This is a genomic window from Thermococcus sp. MV11, from assembly GCF_012027285.1.
In the GTDB taxonomy this organism is placed as follows: domain Archaea; phylum Methanobacteriota_B; class Thermococci; order Thermococcales; family Thermococcaceae; genus Thermococcus; species Thermococcus cleftensis.
This window is the reverse complement of the sequence record NZ_SNUD01000002.1, coordinates 323902-340848: the sequence shown is the minus strand read 5'-3', so window position 1 is coordinate 340848 and position 16947 is coordinate 323902. Positions and strand designations below refer to the sequence as shown.

Annotated in this window: 9 protein-coding genes; 3 read left to right on the top strand and 6 right to left on the bottom strand. The window is 54.0% G+C overall.

Going from position 1 to position 16947, the window contains the following annotated elements:
- The first annotated feature begins 22 nt into the window (after positions 1-22).
- The gene (locus E3E27_RS07060) at positions 23-1750 is read left to right on the top strand and encodes a glycoside hydrolase (RefSeq protein WP_167773984.1); all 1728 of its coding nucleotides are present in this window, start codon (positions 23-25) and stop codon (positions 1748-1750) included.
- Between the two features lie 260 nt (positions 1751-2010).
- Here E3E27_RS07060 and cca read toward each other — a convergent pair whose 3' ends face one another.
- Entirely contained in the window at positions 2011-3387 is a 1377-nt protein-coding gene (cca, locus tag E3E27_RS07055; protein WP_167773983.1) for a CCA tRNA nucleotidyltransferase, read from the bottom strand.
- A 73-nt stretch (positions 3388-3460) separates the two neighbouring features.
- Between cca and E3E27_RS07050 the strand changes: the two genes are divergently transcribed.
- The gene (locus E3E27_RS07050) at positions 3461-4780 is read left to right on the top strand and encodes an ATP-binding protein (protein WP_167773982.1); all 1320 of its coding nucleotides are present in this window, start codon (positions 3461-3463) and stop codon (positions 4778-4780) included.
- Here E3E27_RS07050 and thpR read toward each other — a convergent pair.
- From thpR to E3E27_RS07025, 5 genes are all read right to left on the bottom strand, one after another.
- The gene (gene thpR / locus E3E27_RS07045) at positions 4744-5298 is read right to left on the bottom strand and encodes an RNA 2',3'-cyclic phosphodiesterase (protein ID WP_167774087.1); all 555 of its coding nucleotides are present in this window, start codon (positions 5296-5298) and stop codon (positions 4744-4746) included. The two genes, E3E27_RS07050 and thpR, sit on opposite strands and share 37 nt — an antisense overlap.
- A 40-nt stretch (positions 5299-5338) precedes the next feature.
- Positions 5339-5803, bottom strand: coding sequence for a phosphoribosyltransferase (locus E3E27_RS07040; RefSeq protein WP_167773981.1), 465 nt, complete (start codon positions 5801-5803; stop codon positions 5339-5341).
- Between the two features lie 132 nt (positions 5804-5935).
- A complete protein-coding gene (locus E3E27_RS07035) occupies positions 5936-8656 on the bottom strand; it encodes an adenosylcobalamin-dependent ribonucleoside-diphosphate reductase (protein WP_167773980.1) in 2721 nt (906 codons plus the stop codon).
- 189 nt (positions 8657-8845) lie between these two features.
- Positions 8846-9280, bottom strand: a complete 435-nt coding sequence (locus E3E27_RS07030; protein ID WP_014788701.1) for a ferritin family protein — start codon at positions 9278-9280, stop codon at positions 8846-8848.
- Positions 9277-10086, bottom strand: a complete 810-nt coding sequence (locus E3E27_RS07025; RefSeq protein WP_167774086.1) for an HAD-IIA family hydrolase — start codon at positions 10084-10086, stop codon at positions 9277-9279. Before E3E27_RS07025 ends, E3E27_RS07030 begins: the two co-directional genes overlap by 4 nt.
- 876 nt (positions 10087-10962) lie before the next feature.
- Between E3E27_RS07025 and E3E27_RS07020 the strand changes: the two genes are divergently transcribed.
- The gene (locus E3E27_RS07020) at positions 10963-16902 is read left to right on the top strand and encodes a carboxypeptidase regulatory-like domain-containing protein (protein WP_167773979.1); all 5940 of its coding nucleotides are present in this window, start codon (positions 10963-10965) and stop codon (positions 16900-16902) included.
- Positions 16903-16947 lie beyond the last annotated feature (45 nt).

Here is a 16947-nt window from a genome sequence, read left to right as displayed (position 1 = left end):
ATGTATCACTCCCGGTGAGACAATGCTGATGAAGTACGCCCACCACTTCCACGCCTACCAGCCCGGCGACATCGTCCACGTCAAAGACGGCGACGGGAGCAGGCCCATCGAGTACGAGGAGAGGAGAAGCCCCGTTGCCATAAGAATCCGCGGGGAGGAAGTCAGGGGCGAGAACTGGACGAGGGCGATGCTCTACTCCTACGAGCACATAGCCGACACCCTGTCGCGAATGGAGGGGGTGAGCATAGACATCGAGCCCTTCACCTTCCTGATGCTCCTCCGCTACCGCAGACGGGCCTTTGAAGATACGGTTGAACTCCTCCAGAGGTTTGACGCCGTCCCAACGACACCTTTCCACCCCATAGTTCCCCACCTCGACGAGTTCGAGCAGAGGATTCTCGCGAGGGTCTCCTTCGACTTCTACGCCCCCCTCATCGGGAAAAAGTCGGTGATAGGCTACTGGCTCCCCGAGGCCGTGATAACCAGAAAAACGGCTGAAATCGTTGAGTCCTCGACCGACCGAAAGCTCGTCTTCCTCCTCGACGAGAGGCAGCTCCTCTACGACCTCCCGCAGGCGAAGCACTCCTGCAACCGCTATTCAAGCTCCTTCGTCTTCGGAAGGGAGTGGTCTTTAAGTGACGCCTTCGCCTTCAACACACTCGACGTCCCCGGCCTGGTCGAGAGAACCCTCTCCTACCGCGACGACCACAAGGAGAACCTCGGCGTCCCCTACCTGGTATTCACGGCCAGCGACCTTGAGAGCCTCCTGGGGAATCCAAAACAGCTCGACCGCTTCACCGCCTGGATGGACGGGCTTGAGGGAAGGGGCGTTGAGAGGGTTTCAGCAATGGAGTTCGTGGCCAAGAAGCTCTCCGGCGAATTCAGGCGCCTCGATGGGGAGTGTTCCTTCGAGATGCCCGTCAAGGACTATTCCAGCTGGAGCGACTACTTCGATTTAAGCCTCGACGGCAAGACGAGCGATTCGAGATGGCTCGGTTACAGGAGAGCAGATGGAAGGGTATTCGCGAGGGAAGTTGGGGGGAGGGAAGTCTCCCAGCTCTGGAAGGTGGCCTTCACGAGGCTCTTCGAGGAACTGAACAGGGCAGTCCGCCTCGGCGTTTTAAGGGGCCTTGCTGAGCTCAACGCTCGCCCTGAGGAGTTCCTGGTGAGGTACGCGAGGGTCTTCTTCAGGGACTACTACGACCACTTCGGCCTGGAGACTTCCATGGATTACGTACTTGAGCCCGCGAACGGCGATGAAAAGGCTCTCAGACTCGGGAGGATTTATTATCTCATGCTCCTCGCCAATCACTCCTGCCCGCGCTTCTGGGAGAACCTTGACACGCGCGTGGCCTTTGGCAACGTCTCCGTCATGGCGAAGGCCCTCATCGAGCTGATGCGCTACTTCGACGGGAGCGAGCTTCAGGGGCTCTTCATCGAGGCCTACCTCAAGCTCCTCAGCTTCGATAAACTGTACCACCTCTGGAACCTCTCCGCGATGCCTCCGCTGGAGGGCTGGGAGACAAGCTGGAGGGCGTGGGAGGAAGCGCTTAAGCCCGAGGTTCCCAACAGCGGCTACAACGTCGTGACGAGGGCGGCCCTTTACGTCGGAAAGCGCGACCTGAGGGGAGAGCTGAGGAACCTGATCGGGGGGTACAACCTCGACTGGGCTGTCGCGGACACCGGTCACATACCGGGCGAGGTTCACGGGGACTGGGAGAACCGAAAGTGGTGTGAGCACAGGTTATGAAAATCCTCCGTTCCTTTACTTTAGGTTTCCTAATTTTGTTAGCCTAACGCTTAAAAAGCCGTGTGGGCTATACTACTGATGCGCCTCTGGTGTCGGAGGTGAGCGAATTGGACGGAAGAAACCGTAAAACCCAGCGTAGTGACGAAATATCTCTTTTTGGATCCCTGCTGACTAAGCTCGGTGGGAAGGAGTACCTGAAAATCAAGGGAATACTGGAGATCGCCGACAAAAAGCTGAACAGGCGAAAGATGTTCCTGCTGCTACTTCAGGCTCCACTTCTCTCTGGTCAGGAAGAGGTAGGCCTCGTCCTCCAGTTCCTTGGGAACGTAGTCTAGCACTATCTCCGCTCTCTTCACGTTCTCCCGTATCCCCTTTCCCAGGGCCACGGCGTTCTTTTTGAGGAGCTCCTCGATAACTTCCAGGATGCTCTCCTTCACCCTCTTCTCAGCGTGGAGCCTCTTTCCGACGAGCCATACTCTTTCGTTCTTCAGGTAGAAGTCCCTGCCCCTCTCGGTAAAGAACTCCGGGCCGGGCTTTATCGTTACCCTCTCACGGTCCCTCCTGTCTACCTCCAGCATTATGAACGCCTTGCCACTTTTACGCCCGACGTTCCAGCCGAGGACGTTGAAGCCCTCCCGTGAGAGGGCCCGCTCGAAGCCCCGCGCGCTCCTCTCCAGCTGGGGAAGAAGCAGGTCATCAACGAGCTCCTGGACTTTAAAGACCAGCGTCACTAGGTGCGTCCCCTTCCTCCTCAGCTCCGCGAGGTAGCTTCCGCTTTTCCTCGTCTCTGGGAAGAAGAACTCCCTTGAGGGGTTTTCCAGGAACTGATGAGCCTTGAAGTAAAACCTCCCGTACTTCTCCCAGCCCAGGTTGGCCGCCACGTTCCGCCTTGGATCAACGGGGTCTATCACTATCAACGGCCTGTCGGCCTCGGCCTCCCGTTCGATGGTTTTCATGGCTGTTCCGTGCTCACGTTTGAGCCAGTTCCCGGGGTCTATTACCTTCTGCCTCAGCATGAAGTCGGCGTTTTCAAGGACTTCGAGGAACGAACCGTACTTGATGACAAGTATCTCGGCGAGGTAGCCCGAGAAGCCGCGCACGTATATCTCGCTCCCGTAGGCGTTAATCCCCTTCAGGAAACGCTTGAGGAGCCTTGCATCGTCGTTTCTCCCGTTGAGGTGCTCATTCACCCACTTCGTGTGGAGTATCGAGCGGTCTACGGCGGTTCTCACGTCCCTCCAGCTTTCCACGTCGTAGCAGGGGACCAGATCAACCTTTACCCCCCTGTATGTTGCCCTCACGTATGGGTGCTCGGCGTAGGCCACCTCATGGGAATCTAGCCTCTCCGCTATCGCCTTCCCGAGCCTTAGACCTTCCTCGCGGAGCTCTTCCAGGGGGGTATCGAGGGGAAAAGCAAGAAAGAGGTCAACGTCGTGGTCTCCAGCTAAATAGGTATCCTTCGCGAGGGAGCCAACGAAGTAGGGCTTAACGTCGAGGCCGAGGTCTTCGATGGTTTCCCTTGCAATCTCTTCCAGCTCCCTCATCAGCCCCTCAACGAAGGCCCTCTCCTCCTCGGTGGGGCGTATCCTCCGGAGGACTTTTTGAAGAACGGTTTCGATGGCGTCATCAAGGCTCATACTCTGCACCTGTTGATACTTAGCTATCAAAATCGTTATATATCTTTTGTTATCAAGCTGTCAATGATGTGAAATGGAAGACCTGGTCGTTCTACAGAACCCCTGGTGGGCCGATCCCGATGCGATATACGAAGACGAGAGGGTTAAAAAAGCCCTTTCCCGGAAACCGAGGATAGGCTACCGTTTTGAGTCGGTCAACAAGGTTCTGATAGGCCCGAGACAGGTCGGTAAGACTACCTACATGAAGCTCTCCATAGCGAACCTCATAGAATCGGGGGTGAGTTCGAGGAACATCCTCTACTTCTCGTGCGACCTCCTGAGGGACTACCGCGAGATGGTCTCGGTTGTCAGGTCCTTTCTCCGGAGCACGAAGGGGACGGTTTACGTTTTCCTCGATGAGGTCACCTTCGTCGAGGGCTGGGAGAGGTCGGTTAAGTTCCTTCTCGATTCCCCCCTTGCATCGAGGATGGTTCTCCAGGTCACGGGCTCCACTTCTGCTGGCCTCAAAAGGGAGAGCTTTCCCGGAAGGGACATAAAAGTTGAGGAGTTCCTTCCGCTGGACTTCAAGACTGTTTCTCTGATCTTTGAACCAAGACTGAGGTACCTCAAACTCCCCCACGAGCTTCCAAAGACGGGCCGGGAGTTCTATGAAAACGCCCTTGAGCTCTACCCCCATCTTGAAGTTCTAAGCGGGGCACTCGACTTTTATCTCTCCTCCGGGGGCTATCCGAGGTCCATCTACGAACTGCTGGAGGGGGGAATAACCCCGGAAACCTATGAAATGATCTACAACGCCACGATCCTCGACGTTGCCAAACTGGGAAGGAGCGAGAGAATAGCCCTCTCGGTGGTACTGGGCCTCCTGCGCCGCTATGGTGACAGGATAACCCTCAACTCCCTCGCTAAAGAGCTTGAGATAGGCTCCCACGTCACGGTGAGGGACTACCTTGAACTCTTTGAGGGGCTCTTCATAGGGCGAAACTACTTCCAAGTCAAACTCCACGACTTTGTCCCCATGTTTAGAAAAGAGCGCAAATTCTACTTTACTGATCCCCTTTTAATCCATACCTTCAAAAGACTCTTTGGAAAGGGGCCTGAGACCGACAGGATAATTGAGGGGGTTGTGGGTGAACACCTGAAGCGCCTCTATCCCACTTACTTCCTCAGCGGTTCCAGGGAGGTTGATTTCATAACCCCCGGCTTTGGAGTTGAGGTGAAGTGGAAGAGTAGGGTTAGGCCCTCGGACTTTCCAAGGGTCGGGATAAAGGAGAAGATACTCCTCTCAAAGGACAGACTGGAGTTCCTTGAGGGGAAAAACCTTGCCATAATCCCGGTTCCACTCTTCCTCTTCCAGCTTCACTCCGCCAGCTCAAACCTTGCAACTGTCTCGTAGATCGGGCCCTTCGGCGTGAGCGTGCTCTTCTTCAGCTCTATGGCATTAACCTCGAACTCGCCGAAGTCCTCGTTGGCGAGGTCTTTTAACGCCATCGCCAGTTCGAGCTTGTCCCTGACGAATTTGACGCGCCCGATGGTTATGTGGGCCACGAAGTCCTTTTCCTTCTTGAAGCCGAGCCTCCTCATCTCCCTTTCGACGTCGCTCGCTATGGCCTTTATGCCCTCGTCGTTCTCTATTCCGGCCCATATCACCCTCACGTAGTTCGGGTTCGGGAAGACGCCTATCCCTTTAACGCGAACGCGGTGCTTCTTGTGCTTTTTCGCTATCTCTCCCAAAGCTCTCTTGACCTCCTCTGCTGTTATTTCGTCAATCTCGCCGAGGAACTTGAGGGTAACGTGGAAGTTCTCCCTTTCAACGAACTTTATCTTTGCCGACTTGTTTCCTATTCTCTCCTGAGCCTTTAGCAGGTTGTCCCTAACCTCGTCGCTGACGTCTATAGCGATGAACGCCCTCACCGCTACCACCGAGAAAAGTTGGGGGAGGGGGTTAAAGAGGTTACTCCCTCACAACGACGGGGAACTCCTCCCAGGGGAAGACTATCCACTTGTCTGTCCTGAAAACGTAGAAGTCGGGCACGACCTTCGTCCAGGGCTTCATGCTGAGGCAGGCGACCTTTACCTCCTCCGCTCCGGCCTTCTTCACCTCTTCGATGACGATTTCGAGGGTCTTCCCGGTGTCGCTGACGTCATCAACGATGACGACCTTCTTGCCCTCAAGCGAGCCGTGGAGTGGAATCGTTATGACCGGCTTCTCCATTCTCTCCTCAATGTCCTTGTAGAACTTGACGTCGATGACCTTGACCTCAAGGTCGCCGAGGATGTGGCTCAGCCTCACGGCCGGAATTAGCCCTCCCCTCGCCACCCCGACTATCACATCCGGCATGAAGTGCTTTCTAAGCTCGTCGGCGAGCGCGAACACCGCCCTGTCCACCTGCCACCAGGTGAGGTAAACCTTGTCCATATCAACACCTCCGAATATCGGGGGTTTTTGAAGGCCACGACTTAAGGTTTTGGGTGATGGGTAGAAGTTAAATCTGCGGACTTAAAAAGCCTCCGTTGGCAGGAAAATGTTAAAATCAAGAAATGTGGGGGGTCAGCTGATGACGCACTTGCTCCAGCCGCAGCGCGGGCAGGTGGCGCAGCCGCTCTCCATCTTCAGCTCGACGAGTTCTCCGTCGCTCTCGTAGCAGACCGGACAGTATGCAACGCCGAGGAGCTCCCTGATTTTCTCCTCCGGAACATCGGGCTTCTCGGCGTGGTGATGCCCGTGGACTGGCTTCACTGGAGCGGGCCTGTTTATGGAGAAGCTCAGCTCGGGCTTCTTCTCCTTCCCGTTGGTGCCGTTGAGTATCGCCTCAACGTTGATGAACTTCGCCAGCCAGGGCTCCGCCTCGACAACGGCCTTCAGCTTTTCAACGGCATAGCTGCTCGGCTTCGCCGGAACCCTCTTCCTCTTTTCGCCCTCGACGCTGTAGACCTGGACGCTGAGCGAGCCGTCGCGGTAAACTGTTATACCCTTGCACCCGAGCTTGTAGGCGAGAAGGTAAGCGGCCTTAACGTCCTCCACCGTTGCGTCGTTTGGCATGTTTATGGTCTTGCTGGCCGAATCCGTCAGCCAGAGCTGTATGTTCGCTTGGGCCAATATGTGGTCGAGCCAGTGGATGTCCATTGACGTGACGAAAACGCGCTGCATATCCTCGGGTATCTCCTCGAGGCCCTGCACCGAGCCGTAGTTGTCGCTTATCTTCCTGAGTATCTCGTCGCTGTAGAGGCCGCGCTTCTTCAGCTCGGACTCGAAGACCGGATCAACGTAGTAGAACTCACCGACGGTGACGCTCTTCTTGTAGACGAGGGCAAAGATAGGCTCGATTCCGCTGGAGGTGTCGGCTATCATGCTGACCGAACCGGTTGGCGGGCAGGTGGTCACCATTCCGTTTCTGACGCCGTACTTCTTGATTTCCTCAACAAGTTCGTCCCATGGCAGATTCCATATCTCGCGGTGGTAGAAACCCTCAACGGGCAGCTCACCGTCCCTGTATCTGCTCTTCTCGTAGAGCGGGAAGGGTCCGCGCTTTTTGGCGGCTTCGACCGAGTATTTGTAGGCGTAGAAGGTGAGGTACTCGGTGGCCTTCCTCATGAAGTCGTAGCCCTCTTTGCTGTTGTACGCTATGCCGAGCTTGAAGAGTGCATCAGCAAGGCCCATCATTCCGACGCCTATTCTCCGGGTCAGTTTGGTGTTCCTGTCTATCTCGGGGAGCGGGAACTTGTTGACGTCGATGGCGTTGTCGAGGTACTTGGCGACCTTCTGAATGACATAGGCGTACTCGTCCCAGTCGAAGTAGGGCTCCCCGTTCTCGTCGTACTTTACGAACTTTGCAAGGTTTATGCTCGCCAGATTGCAGGATTCGTACTCGTAGAGGGGCTCTTCCCCGCATGGATTAGTAGCGCGGATTTTTTCGCCCTTCGCTGGTTCAAGAACGTTCCTCCTGTTGATGACGTCGAAGAATATGACTCCCGGATCGGCCTTGGCCCAGGCCATGAAAGCTAACTCCTCAAACAGGCTCTTGGGGTCTATCTCCTTGACCTTTTCGCCCGTCCTCGGGTTGACGAGCGGGTAGCGTCTTCCTTCGCGGAGCGCCTCCCAGAAGTCCTCCCAGATGCCGACGCTTATGTTGAAGTTGCTCAGCACGTTGGTTCCGACGTTCTTCTCCTTGGCGTGGATGAACTTTTCTATGTCCGGGTGCCAGACCTCAAGGATGCCCATGTTGGCTCCGCGCCTCACGCCGCCCTGCTTGATGACGTCGCTGACGGCGTCGATGAGGTGCATGAAGCTGACGGGGCCGCTTGCCGCTCCCGCGGTGGAGCCAACGAAATCGCCCTCAGGACGGAGTTTTGAGAAATTTAAACCCGTCCCGCCCCCGCTTTTCTGTATCATGGCCACATCGTGCGCCGCCTTCATGATGCTCTCCATGTCGTCCTCTATTGGGACAACGAAGCACGCTGAGAGCATGCCGAGCGGTCTGCCCGAGTTGATGAGCGCGGGGGTGTTCGGCATAAAGGTTTGGCTTGTCATTAACCTGAAGTACTCCTCCACCTCGTCCTCATAGCGGTCGAAGGCGCCGTTCTCGAGCATTTTTATTACATCGTCAATTGAGACCTTCATCTGACCCTTTTCCGCCAGCTCGCGGTAGAGGTTCAGGAGCCTCTCGAAGTGGTATTTGTTGAGCTTGAACCTTCCAATGGAGAGCTTTCCGTCGTACTCCTCAAGTTTCCCTATGTAGTGCTCCACTCTGCTTAGATCCTGCTTATGTCCTCCGTTTTTGTCAAAGACCCTCTCGTCGTAGAGCAGGTCTGGAATGACTGAGAGAAGGGCGACGCGCTCGAAAAGCTCCCTGGGGCTCTCAATTATCTCCCCCTTCTCGTTCTTTATAAGGTAGCGAGAAGCCAGAACGCGGAGGGCGTTGATGGAGAAGCGCTTGTCTATCTCGTCCAGCCTGTCCTTGTTGAGGATTTTCTTCTTCTCCTCCCTTATCTCTGCCTTTTTCTTGCGGTAGAGTATGTAAGCCTTGGCAACGTCAAAGAGGCCTGCCCTCATAAGTTCAAGCTCGACTATATCCTGAATGTTCTCTATATGGGGAACCTGGCCGTCGTATAGCTCGTTCACCCGCCTAACAACGCGCCTGACGACCCTGTTGAGGAGCTTCTCGTCGCGGACGCCGACTTCAAGCATTGCCCTTTGTATGGCCCACTTTATACGCTCCTTATCAAACGGGACAATTCTGCCGTCCCTTTTCATCACTTTTTCAACCAGCATATAAACACCCCTGTCGTACAGTTGTTCATTGTTGCCCCTGTTAGTAGAAGCATCAGCGTGCCACTATGATGCGTGGGGTAAATATACCTTGCCCCGACTCAAGTTGCCACGGTGACGAATTTATCCCGGCGACTTTGCCTTCGGTGTGAAGCGGTAGAAAAGGGAGGTGTCGGATAATTTGTCCATATTTCAAAGCGACTCGTAGAGCAGCTTGAGTCGGTAGCCGTGCTTCAGCTCTTCTCCCGCCATCATCTTGAATATGTGGCTTAGAGAACCGTCCAGAATCTCTGCCAGTCTCGTGTAGAGTTCGTAGGCGTGCTTCTCCCTTATTAATGCTTCGAGAATCAGCTCCTCAAGGCTTTCAGGTTTTGCCCTCTCGTCGCTCAGCATCGGCTCGAGGGACAGCGAATCTAAGTAGTCTATGACCGCGGTTTCCTTCAGGCTTCCCTTTGAGAGCATTCCTTCGAGCGTTCTGCGGTGTCTCAGCTCTTCCTCTGCCATCAGCCTGAAGGTTTCCGTCATCTCGGGCCTCTCGAAGGTCGCGAAGGTTTCCCCGAGCTTGTGGAGGTTGTACAGCTCGTTCTCCTGCCAGATAAGCCTTTCGAGAAGCTCGTCGAGCCTCATTCTTTTTCCTCCAGCAGGGTTTTGAGGTATTCCTTCAGTTCAGCAACGCTGGGCAGGACCAGGTCCGGTTTGATTCCCATTCTCTCCACGTCCTCCAGCGTGCTGACCCCGGTTAGCACCATCGCCGCCTTCATTCCAAAGCGTTTGGCGAAGAGGACGTCGGTGTCGAGCCTGTCTCCTATCATCCATACCTCATCAACGTTGCCGAGCTTCTCCCTGACGACCTCGTAAACAGGTTCGTTGGGCTTTCCTATTATGAGGGGATCAGCATCTGTAGATGCCTTCAGCGCCGCTATTATTGAGCCCGCCCCGGGATAGAGGCCCTCCTCAGCGGGGTAGGTCGTGTCCGGGTTCGTGCCTATAAAGCGCGCCCCGTTCCGTATCGCCAGCGTCCCATACTTGAGCTTCTCGTAGGTTAAACCCGGGTCGAGGCCGACGACAACGTATTCAACTTCCCTCCAGGCACCTTTTCTGGCCTCTTCGATGCCCACGATTCCCCAGCTGAGGCGTTCCATTTCCCTATGCAGTCCTTCCCCGCCGATCACAAATATTTTTCCTGGCTTGAAGTGCCTCTCCATGTAGAGCCTCGTCGCCAGGCCGGAGGTGACTATCACTTCCTCGGGGACGTCGATGCCTATGGAAAGGAGTTTCTCGCGGTACATGGAGGGGTCCTTGGTAGAATTGTTGGTCAGGAAGATGAAGGGGACCCCTTTCTCCTTCAGAAAGTTTATCAGCTCGCGGGAACCTTCAACCGGCTCGTTTCCCCTGTAAAGGACGCCGTCCATGTCGAAGATGAGGCCGATCATCGTGGGCACCGATCTGATGTTGGGACGGTGCTTTTTTAATTTAGTGCTCCTATACTGGATTCGTTAGTGTACTACTGGTAATATTGTAATCTACTTTTTGTGTCTTTTTTTAATACCTCGCTTCTATTGTGTCCTGTTGTTCATTCTATAGGCCTACAGGTCAGATTTTTATATACGACCTTCGAGAGTATTTTAAAACTGAATGGTATTTTATGAACGTAGAGGACTTTTTGACTTTTGTTTGGTAATAGATTTGGTGTAATGTGTATTCATGAATACAATGATTAAGTTTATCAAGTTAAAATTTTACTAACGAAAGATTTATATTACTAATTACATTAATACTTTAATGGCCTACGAGGCCGGCCTCCTTACAGGCAAAACCAAGGTAGGTGAAGCGATATGAATAGCCGCAGGACGGGGCGGTTTTACGCCCTGGTGCTGGCACTTTTGGTGTTGGCGTCTATAGTACCTGGGTTTACGCCAGGGACAATAAAGACAGTGAGTGCACAAACTATCAGTTACCCCACTGCTATCGAGATAATAGCCAATTACACCAGCTACAACTGCAGTGGCACTCCATTACTGTTTCAGGGATATCCATACTGGATCCAGATGGATATCCAGTATACTAACTCCACTGGAGGTAACTCCATAGTGGACAGTAATGTTTACGCCACAATCGAGTATTACTATGAAGGTCAATGGTACAAAGTTTATGAGACCCCTGCCCCAGGGTTTTCAGTTACCAACGGAACCGCTGCTATTTTGATAAATTCTCAGTTAAGCCCAGGATTTATAAATGCCAGTCAGTTTGAGGCAATATTCGGTACCAACGACACCACGAGAATACCCCAAGGGGTTACTGAACTCAAAGTGACACTCTATGATCCTGTATACGGCATTAGCACTGAACACTACTTTACTGTGGAGTTCCCGTTCCACGTGGACTACTCCATACAGAGTTCCCCTTCCGCCAACTTCCAGGCATACTACTGGAACGGAACTGCTTGGGCTGACGACAAGGCATTCATTGGAATGCCATTTGACGTAGATGTTACCATACAATACTACTCCTGTCTGTTAGGCTCTGGAATAGCCTCGTTCCCCGATCCAAGCAACCTTACAGTGATGTTAGTCAATCAGAGCCCCGTGACCTGGTATAAGTACTACACAGCCAACCCAGTTTATCTCACCCTTGTGAGTTACAATGCCACCACGGGTCAGTACAACTACACCGCCAAGAACCTCACAACCAACACTCCGATTAACTCTGCCGTCCCTGAGAAGATAGTTGTCATCGACAACCAGAACAACCTAGACAACAGCGCCGGTGCGCCGGAGTTTGAGATATACCCGCTTGTTATGGAGATAACCGACGTTACAACCCAGCCGAGCAGCCTCTTCCAGTGGCTACCCTTCAACGTCACGGTGACAGCCCAGGTCTTTGCTAACATAAGTGGCTCTCTGGTTAATTTCACTATAGACGGTGCCACGATTGTCGATGCATACAACGTGACTCTTGTTGACAGTACTGGCCACAGTGTCTGGGACGATATTGACTTAACTCCTGGAATTGTGGTTGGTGGTGGACAGGGTAGTGATACCTTTACGAACTTTGTCTCAGCAGGTACATACTTTAACGCCACGTGGGTACTCAACCAGCTTAAGGTGGGCCCTGCTCCATTCAATGCCTCTGCTACATACTGGCCGAACTACCAGACGATACCTTATGCCGGTAATCCAATACCCATCAACCTGTGGGACATTCAGATAGGCACGAGCATAACCTGCACCAATGGGCTTGCCTGCACCGAGTTCTACGCTGGGATCAACCAGACCCTTAACATAAGCGTGACCTATCCGCTCAGCCCCTACTACAACCTCACCACGACCGCCAACTACAGGGTCCTCCTGAACGGTGTTGAGATGTACAACGGCACAATAAACGTTATCAACAACTCCGGCTGGACCGTCGTTCCGGTCAGCTTCCCGGAGAACGGAACTGTTACCGTTGAGGTCTGGGATAGTGTCTACCATCCCGAACCCAGCACGGAGACCCGCAGTGTTGTGAACTGGGACATTGCCGGGGCTTACCAGGTCATCCAGTATCCTGATACCTACAACATCTACGATACGGCCTTCTACGTTGGAATTCCGGCCAACCTCACGTTAGGCATCCTTTACAATGAGCCTTGCCCCCTCAACTCGACGGTGGACATAACTCTTGAGCTTCCGGACGGTACTGTGCTCAACTACTCGGCCGTTGTCTCCGACGCCAACTCGACAACATTCAACGTCCCGTACACATTCCTCTTTACCGAGCCTGGCTTCGTCACCGTAACTTATCACGACAGCCTCGGCAAGAGCTACAGCTTCACCATACCCGTCAAGGACTGGGGAATCTTTGTTGATGTTTCGCCCGAGGAGCTTACCGAGGACGAAAGCACTAACCTCAATGTCTTCGTAGTTGAGTCACTATACTTTGGCGGTACGTGGGGTGGAGGCCCAGGGACTAGAGACGTCACTGTTACCCTTGAGCTTCCCGATGGTTACAATTTAACAAAGGATCTTGCTCTTGAACAGAACGATGACTGGTTCAACGGCCAGGGCGGCTACCAGGGCATAATAACCTTCGAGAACGTCACCCCGCAGATGCCGGGAATCGGGTGGGTCATTGTTACTGACGTCCTCAGCGGCAAGACCGTGAAGATGCCAATAAAGATCAACGCGGCCATAACGGCTGGAAACAGGTGGATTGACGTTGCGGTAGTTCCTGCCAACGAGCCTGTGTATGCATATCTAAGCAACAGCCTGAAGATCGACATTCAGTATATGTACAGTGATGGAATAGCCGCTTACAAGGATACCAATGACCACATCGTGAACATAACCATAACCGACGCCGACGGAACCACATATCACCTACAGCTTCCAGTGGACAATGGTTATGTCCAGATTCCGAACTACGCCATACCCGTCAATGGCACCAGCGACATAGCCGTCAGTGTGGTCGATGCCTATAACTCCAGCATAACCGGAGGTGCCGTGGTGCCGGTCACCCCGTGGAACGTTACCTTTGACTTCGCTACTGATGGCACGGTTTGGGAGTACGTGGACAACACTCTCTACGTTACCGTTCACGTCAATGGGCCGAACGTTCCGGTCAACGTCACCATCAACGGTGACCTCTACACCAATGTCGCTGACGGTCAGGTCATTGCGTACCCGATAACCGATCCACAGGGAACTCTGACATATAACGTCATCGCGACCTACAACGGTCACCAAGTTGGAAGCGACACTTACACCACTGTGGCTCAGCCATGGAACGTTACCTTTGACTTCGCTACTGATGGCACGGTTTGGGAGTATGTGGACAACACTCTCTACGTTACCGTTCACGTTAACGGCCCGAACGTTCCCGTTGATGTCACCATCAACGGAGTTCCCGTGGGTTCATACAGCGATGGTGACGTCATTCCGATCGCCATAGTTGAACCCATAGGAACCCTTACCTACAACGTCGTCGCAACCTACAATGGCTACGAGGTTGGAAACTCCACCTACATCGTCACTGCGCAGGAGTGGAACGTTACCTTTGACATCACCGTCTCCGACTACCTGACAGGTGGGCCTGACCTTTACATGAAGTTCTTCGGAAACCTCGTGGGTGTTGTCGGTGTGAACGGTCCGAACGTCCAAGTGAACGTCAGCGCCAGCTGGGGCGATGTTGGTCTCCTCGGAGACGGGGACACCTTCACTCACATGTTCACCCAGTGGACACCGTACCAGAACTGGACCTTCGAAGCCACCTACAATGGCCACGTCGTTGGAACCGCGGACTACACTACTTATGCAAACTCATGGGACACCATAGTTTCAGCTCCCGATGAGCTTTACTACCTGCCGAATGGTTACACCAACGAGAACGTTGCCATAATGGTGGAGCTGGAGAACCTGCCTCAGACCATAGCCGAAAGCTACAACGTCACCTTGGAGCTAAACGTCACCCTTCCGGACGGAACCGTTATCTTGAAGACCATCAACGGAACCAATTACGGTACCTTTGATCTTGGTGACCTAACCTTCAACGAGAGCGGAGTCATCACGTACACCGTCACCGTCATCAGGGGACTCCCGTGGGGAGCAGTTATCGACACTGCGAGTGGAACCATACCAATCGAGCTTGCCCTCGACGCCACCGTGTCGCCGGCCATCGCCTATGTGAATGTCCCATTTGACCTCACCGTCAATGTAACCTCCATAGCCATAACGCCCAACATCACCGTGTCGATAGACGGAACCAACTACACCGCCACTGCCGTTCAGAGCGGTGTCGTGACAATACCGGACGTTGTACTTACTCATGCGGGAACATACACGGTCGTTATCCATGATGCTGCCATAAGCGCCACAATAACCAGGACCTTCGAGGTTCGTGACTGGCACATTGAGGTAACTGCCGTTCCGTCCAACATAACCGCGGGCAGCTTGTACAACGTGGACTTCGTCATAACCCTCAGGGACGAGATGGGAGACATAGCCAACATCGACGACACCGCCGAACTTACTCTCGAGTTCAGTAACGCCTCCGTTATACCCAGCGGATTCTACTACTGGACAGTGCCTATATACAACGGCCAGGGAGCGATGCTCAACGCCCCGATATTTGCCCCTGTTGCAGGAACGTTCCAGATAATAGTCACCGACATGTACGGCAAAGTGAACGACACCGAGACCCTGCTCGTGAACGAGCCAAACCCGGCCGATCTGACCTACGTCTACGTGAACATCAGGAAGGAGGGCTCCCTTGAGCCGCCCGGAGAGCCCGTGAGGCTCTACTGGGGACTTGAAATCGGAGGCATCAAGAAGTACTTCCCGGTCTACAACCCGGTCTACAACGCGGACTACTCTGAGGCTATGTTCGAGCTGTATCCGCAGCAGTCCTTCAACCTGTACGTCATAGCCGTTCCGGAGAGCATCAACTACCCGATCATCGAGGAGGGCAAGAACTACACATGGGAGATTCCGCTCCAGAACGTCAACGAGACCTGGTACGAGCTCAACAAGACCGTTACTGTCACCCCAGTCGATGAGGGCTGGTCCGTGGCCGTCGATGTCTCCAAGTACGTTGTTAACTTCGTGAACATCACGAAGGACATCTACAGCCTTGAGGTTACTAACGTTCCAGGGCTTATCCAGATCGTCCCAGGTTCGGCCTCCGTCCAAGGCAACGCCATATTCAGCGGCATAACCAAGAGCACTTACCACTACGAGAACTTCAGCAGGGAGCTTGTTGCCGAGCCGGCCAGCAACTCCACGACCATTACCGTTGAGCCCAACGAGCTCATGCTCAAACTCTGCGACAACACCACCCTCAAGCCGACCCAGGCCGGCGAGTACTTCACCTTCAAGGCCATGCTCAGCATAACCAACGCCGAGGCCCAGTTCGATACCCAGTGGATGCCCTTCGAGTCCTGGATCCAGGCCATAGACTTCCTCAACGACACTGAGAAGGGTGAGATAATCAGCGAGATACTCGGCCAGATCGGAAACGTCTCGGCCCTCAACGGCCCGGTAGCCAACGAGACGGTCTACTTCCACATCGACAACACCAACATCGCCTACGCCGAGCCGACGAACGCCACCACCGACGCTATGGGTGTTGCCGAGTTCAGGGTCTACACCAAGGCCACCGGAAGCATGACCCCGGAGGAGCTTATGAGTATGATGGGTTCGGTCACCGCTTGGGCGACATACGACGGCCTTGCCACTGACGGCATAACCGTCAACTTCGGAGGCACCGGCTCGATATCCGGTGACATAACCGACGACAGCGGAAACCAGATTCCGGGAGCGACGGTCATAGTCAAGTACTGGAATGGTACCGACTGGGTCAATGCCACCGACTTCGAGGGCAACGTCCTCACCGCCGTCTCCGCCGAGGACGGACACTATGCCATAAGCAACGTCCCGGCTTCCCTCAACGGTACTGAGTACAGGGTTGTCGCAATTTACGGAGATCTCGTGGGTTACGCTACGGTGACCGTGAAGCCATTTGAGACCTCAACGGCGGACGTTAAGCTCAACGGAGAGGTTCCCAAGCCCTCGACGTTTAAGGTTGCGATATTCCGCCGCGGCGCATGGCTCATTGACTACAATGGGGACCTGAAGCTCGACGACGTCTTCGGTCCGTTTGGTATCATGGCTGGCGATGTTCCGTTGGCTGGTGACTTCAACGGAGATGGTGTCGTAGACGTTGCGATCTTCAGGCACGGTACCTGGTACATCGACTACGGCATGGATTATACAATCGACAAGACCGTCAGCTTCGGTATCCTCGACGGCGACGTGCCTCTCGTTGGCGACATGAACGGTGACGGCATGGACGACCTCATAATCTTCAGGCACGGTACTTGGTACATCAAATTCGCGCCCGACTTCACGACGGTGTTCCGCTCAGAGACCCAGTTCGGAAAGTACGACGGCGATGTGCCGCTGGTGGCGGACTTTGACGGCGACGGTTACGCTGACCCGGCCATCTTCAGGAACGGAATGTGGTACGTTGATCTCGACCACTACAACGAATCCACCGCCTTCAACTTCGCCGAGGGTAACAGAATAACCTTCGGTCCGTTTGGTATCATGGCTGGCGACGTTCCGTTGGCTGGTGACTTCAACGGCGATGGCGTCGTAGACGTCGCCATCTTCAGGCATGGCACCTGGTACATCGACTACGGCATGGACGGCACTATCGACTACCGCTGGGTCTTCGGAATCTTGGACGGCGACATACCGGTAGTTATGAAGTGACTTCTCTCTGTTTTCTTTTCTAACTCTTTGTCTAAATTTCTATTT

Excerpts from the sequence above, each read along its gene's own strand:
- E3E27_RS07060 (WP_167773984.1), top strand. The coding sequence starts at position 23 with ATGCTGATGAAGTACGCCCACCACTTCCACGCCTACCAGCCCGGCGAC.
- cca (WP_167773983.1), bottom strand. The coding sequence starts at position 3,387 with ATGAGCCTTGATGACGCCATCGAAACCGTTCTTCAAAAAGTCCTCCGG.
- E3E27_RS07050 (WP_167773982.1), top strand. The coding sequence starts at position 3,461 with ATGGAAGACCTGGTCGTTCTACAGAACCCCTGGTGGGCCGATCCCGAT.
- E3E27_RS07040 (WP_167773981.1), bottom strand. The coding sequence starts at position 5,803 with ATGGACAAGGTTTACCTCACCTGGTGGCAGGTGGACAGGGCGGTGTTC.
- E3E27_RS07035 (WP_167773980.1), bottom strand. The coding sequence starts at position 8,656 with ATGCTGGTTGAAAAAGTGATGAAAAGGGACGGCAGAATTGTCCCGTTT.
- E3E27_RS07030 (WP_014788701.1), bottom strand. The coding sequence starts at position 9,280 with ATGAGGCTCGACGAGCTTCTCGAAAGGCTTATCTGGCAGGAGAACGAG.
- E3E27_RS07025 (WP_167774086.1), bottom strand. The coding sequence starts at position 10,086 with ATGATCGGCCTCATCTTCGACATGGACGGCGTCCTTTACAGGGGAAAC.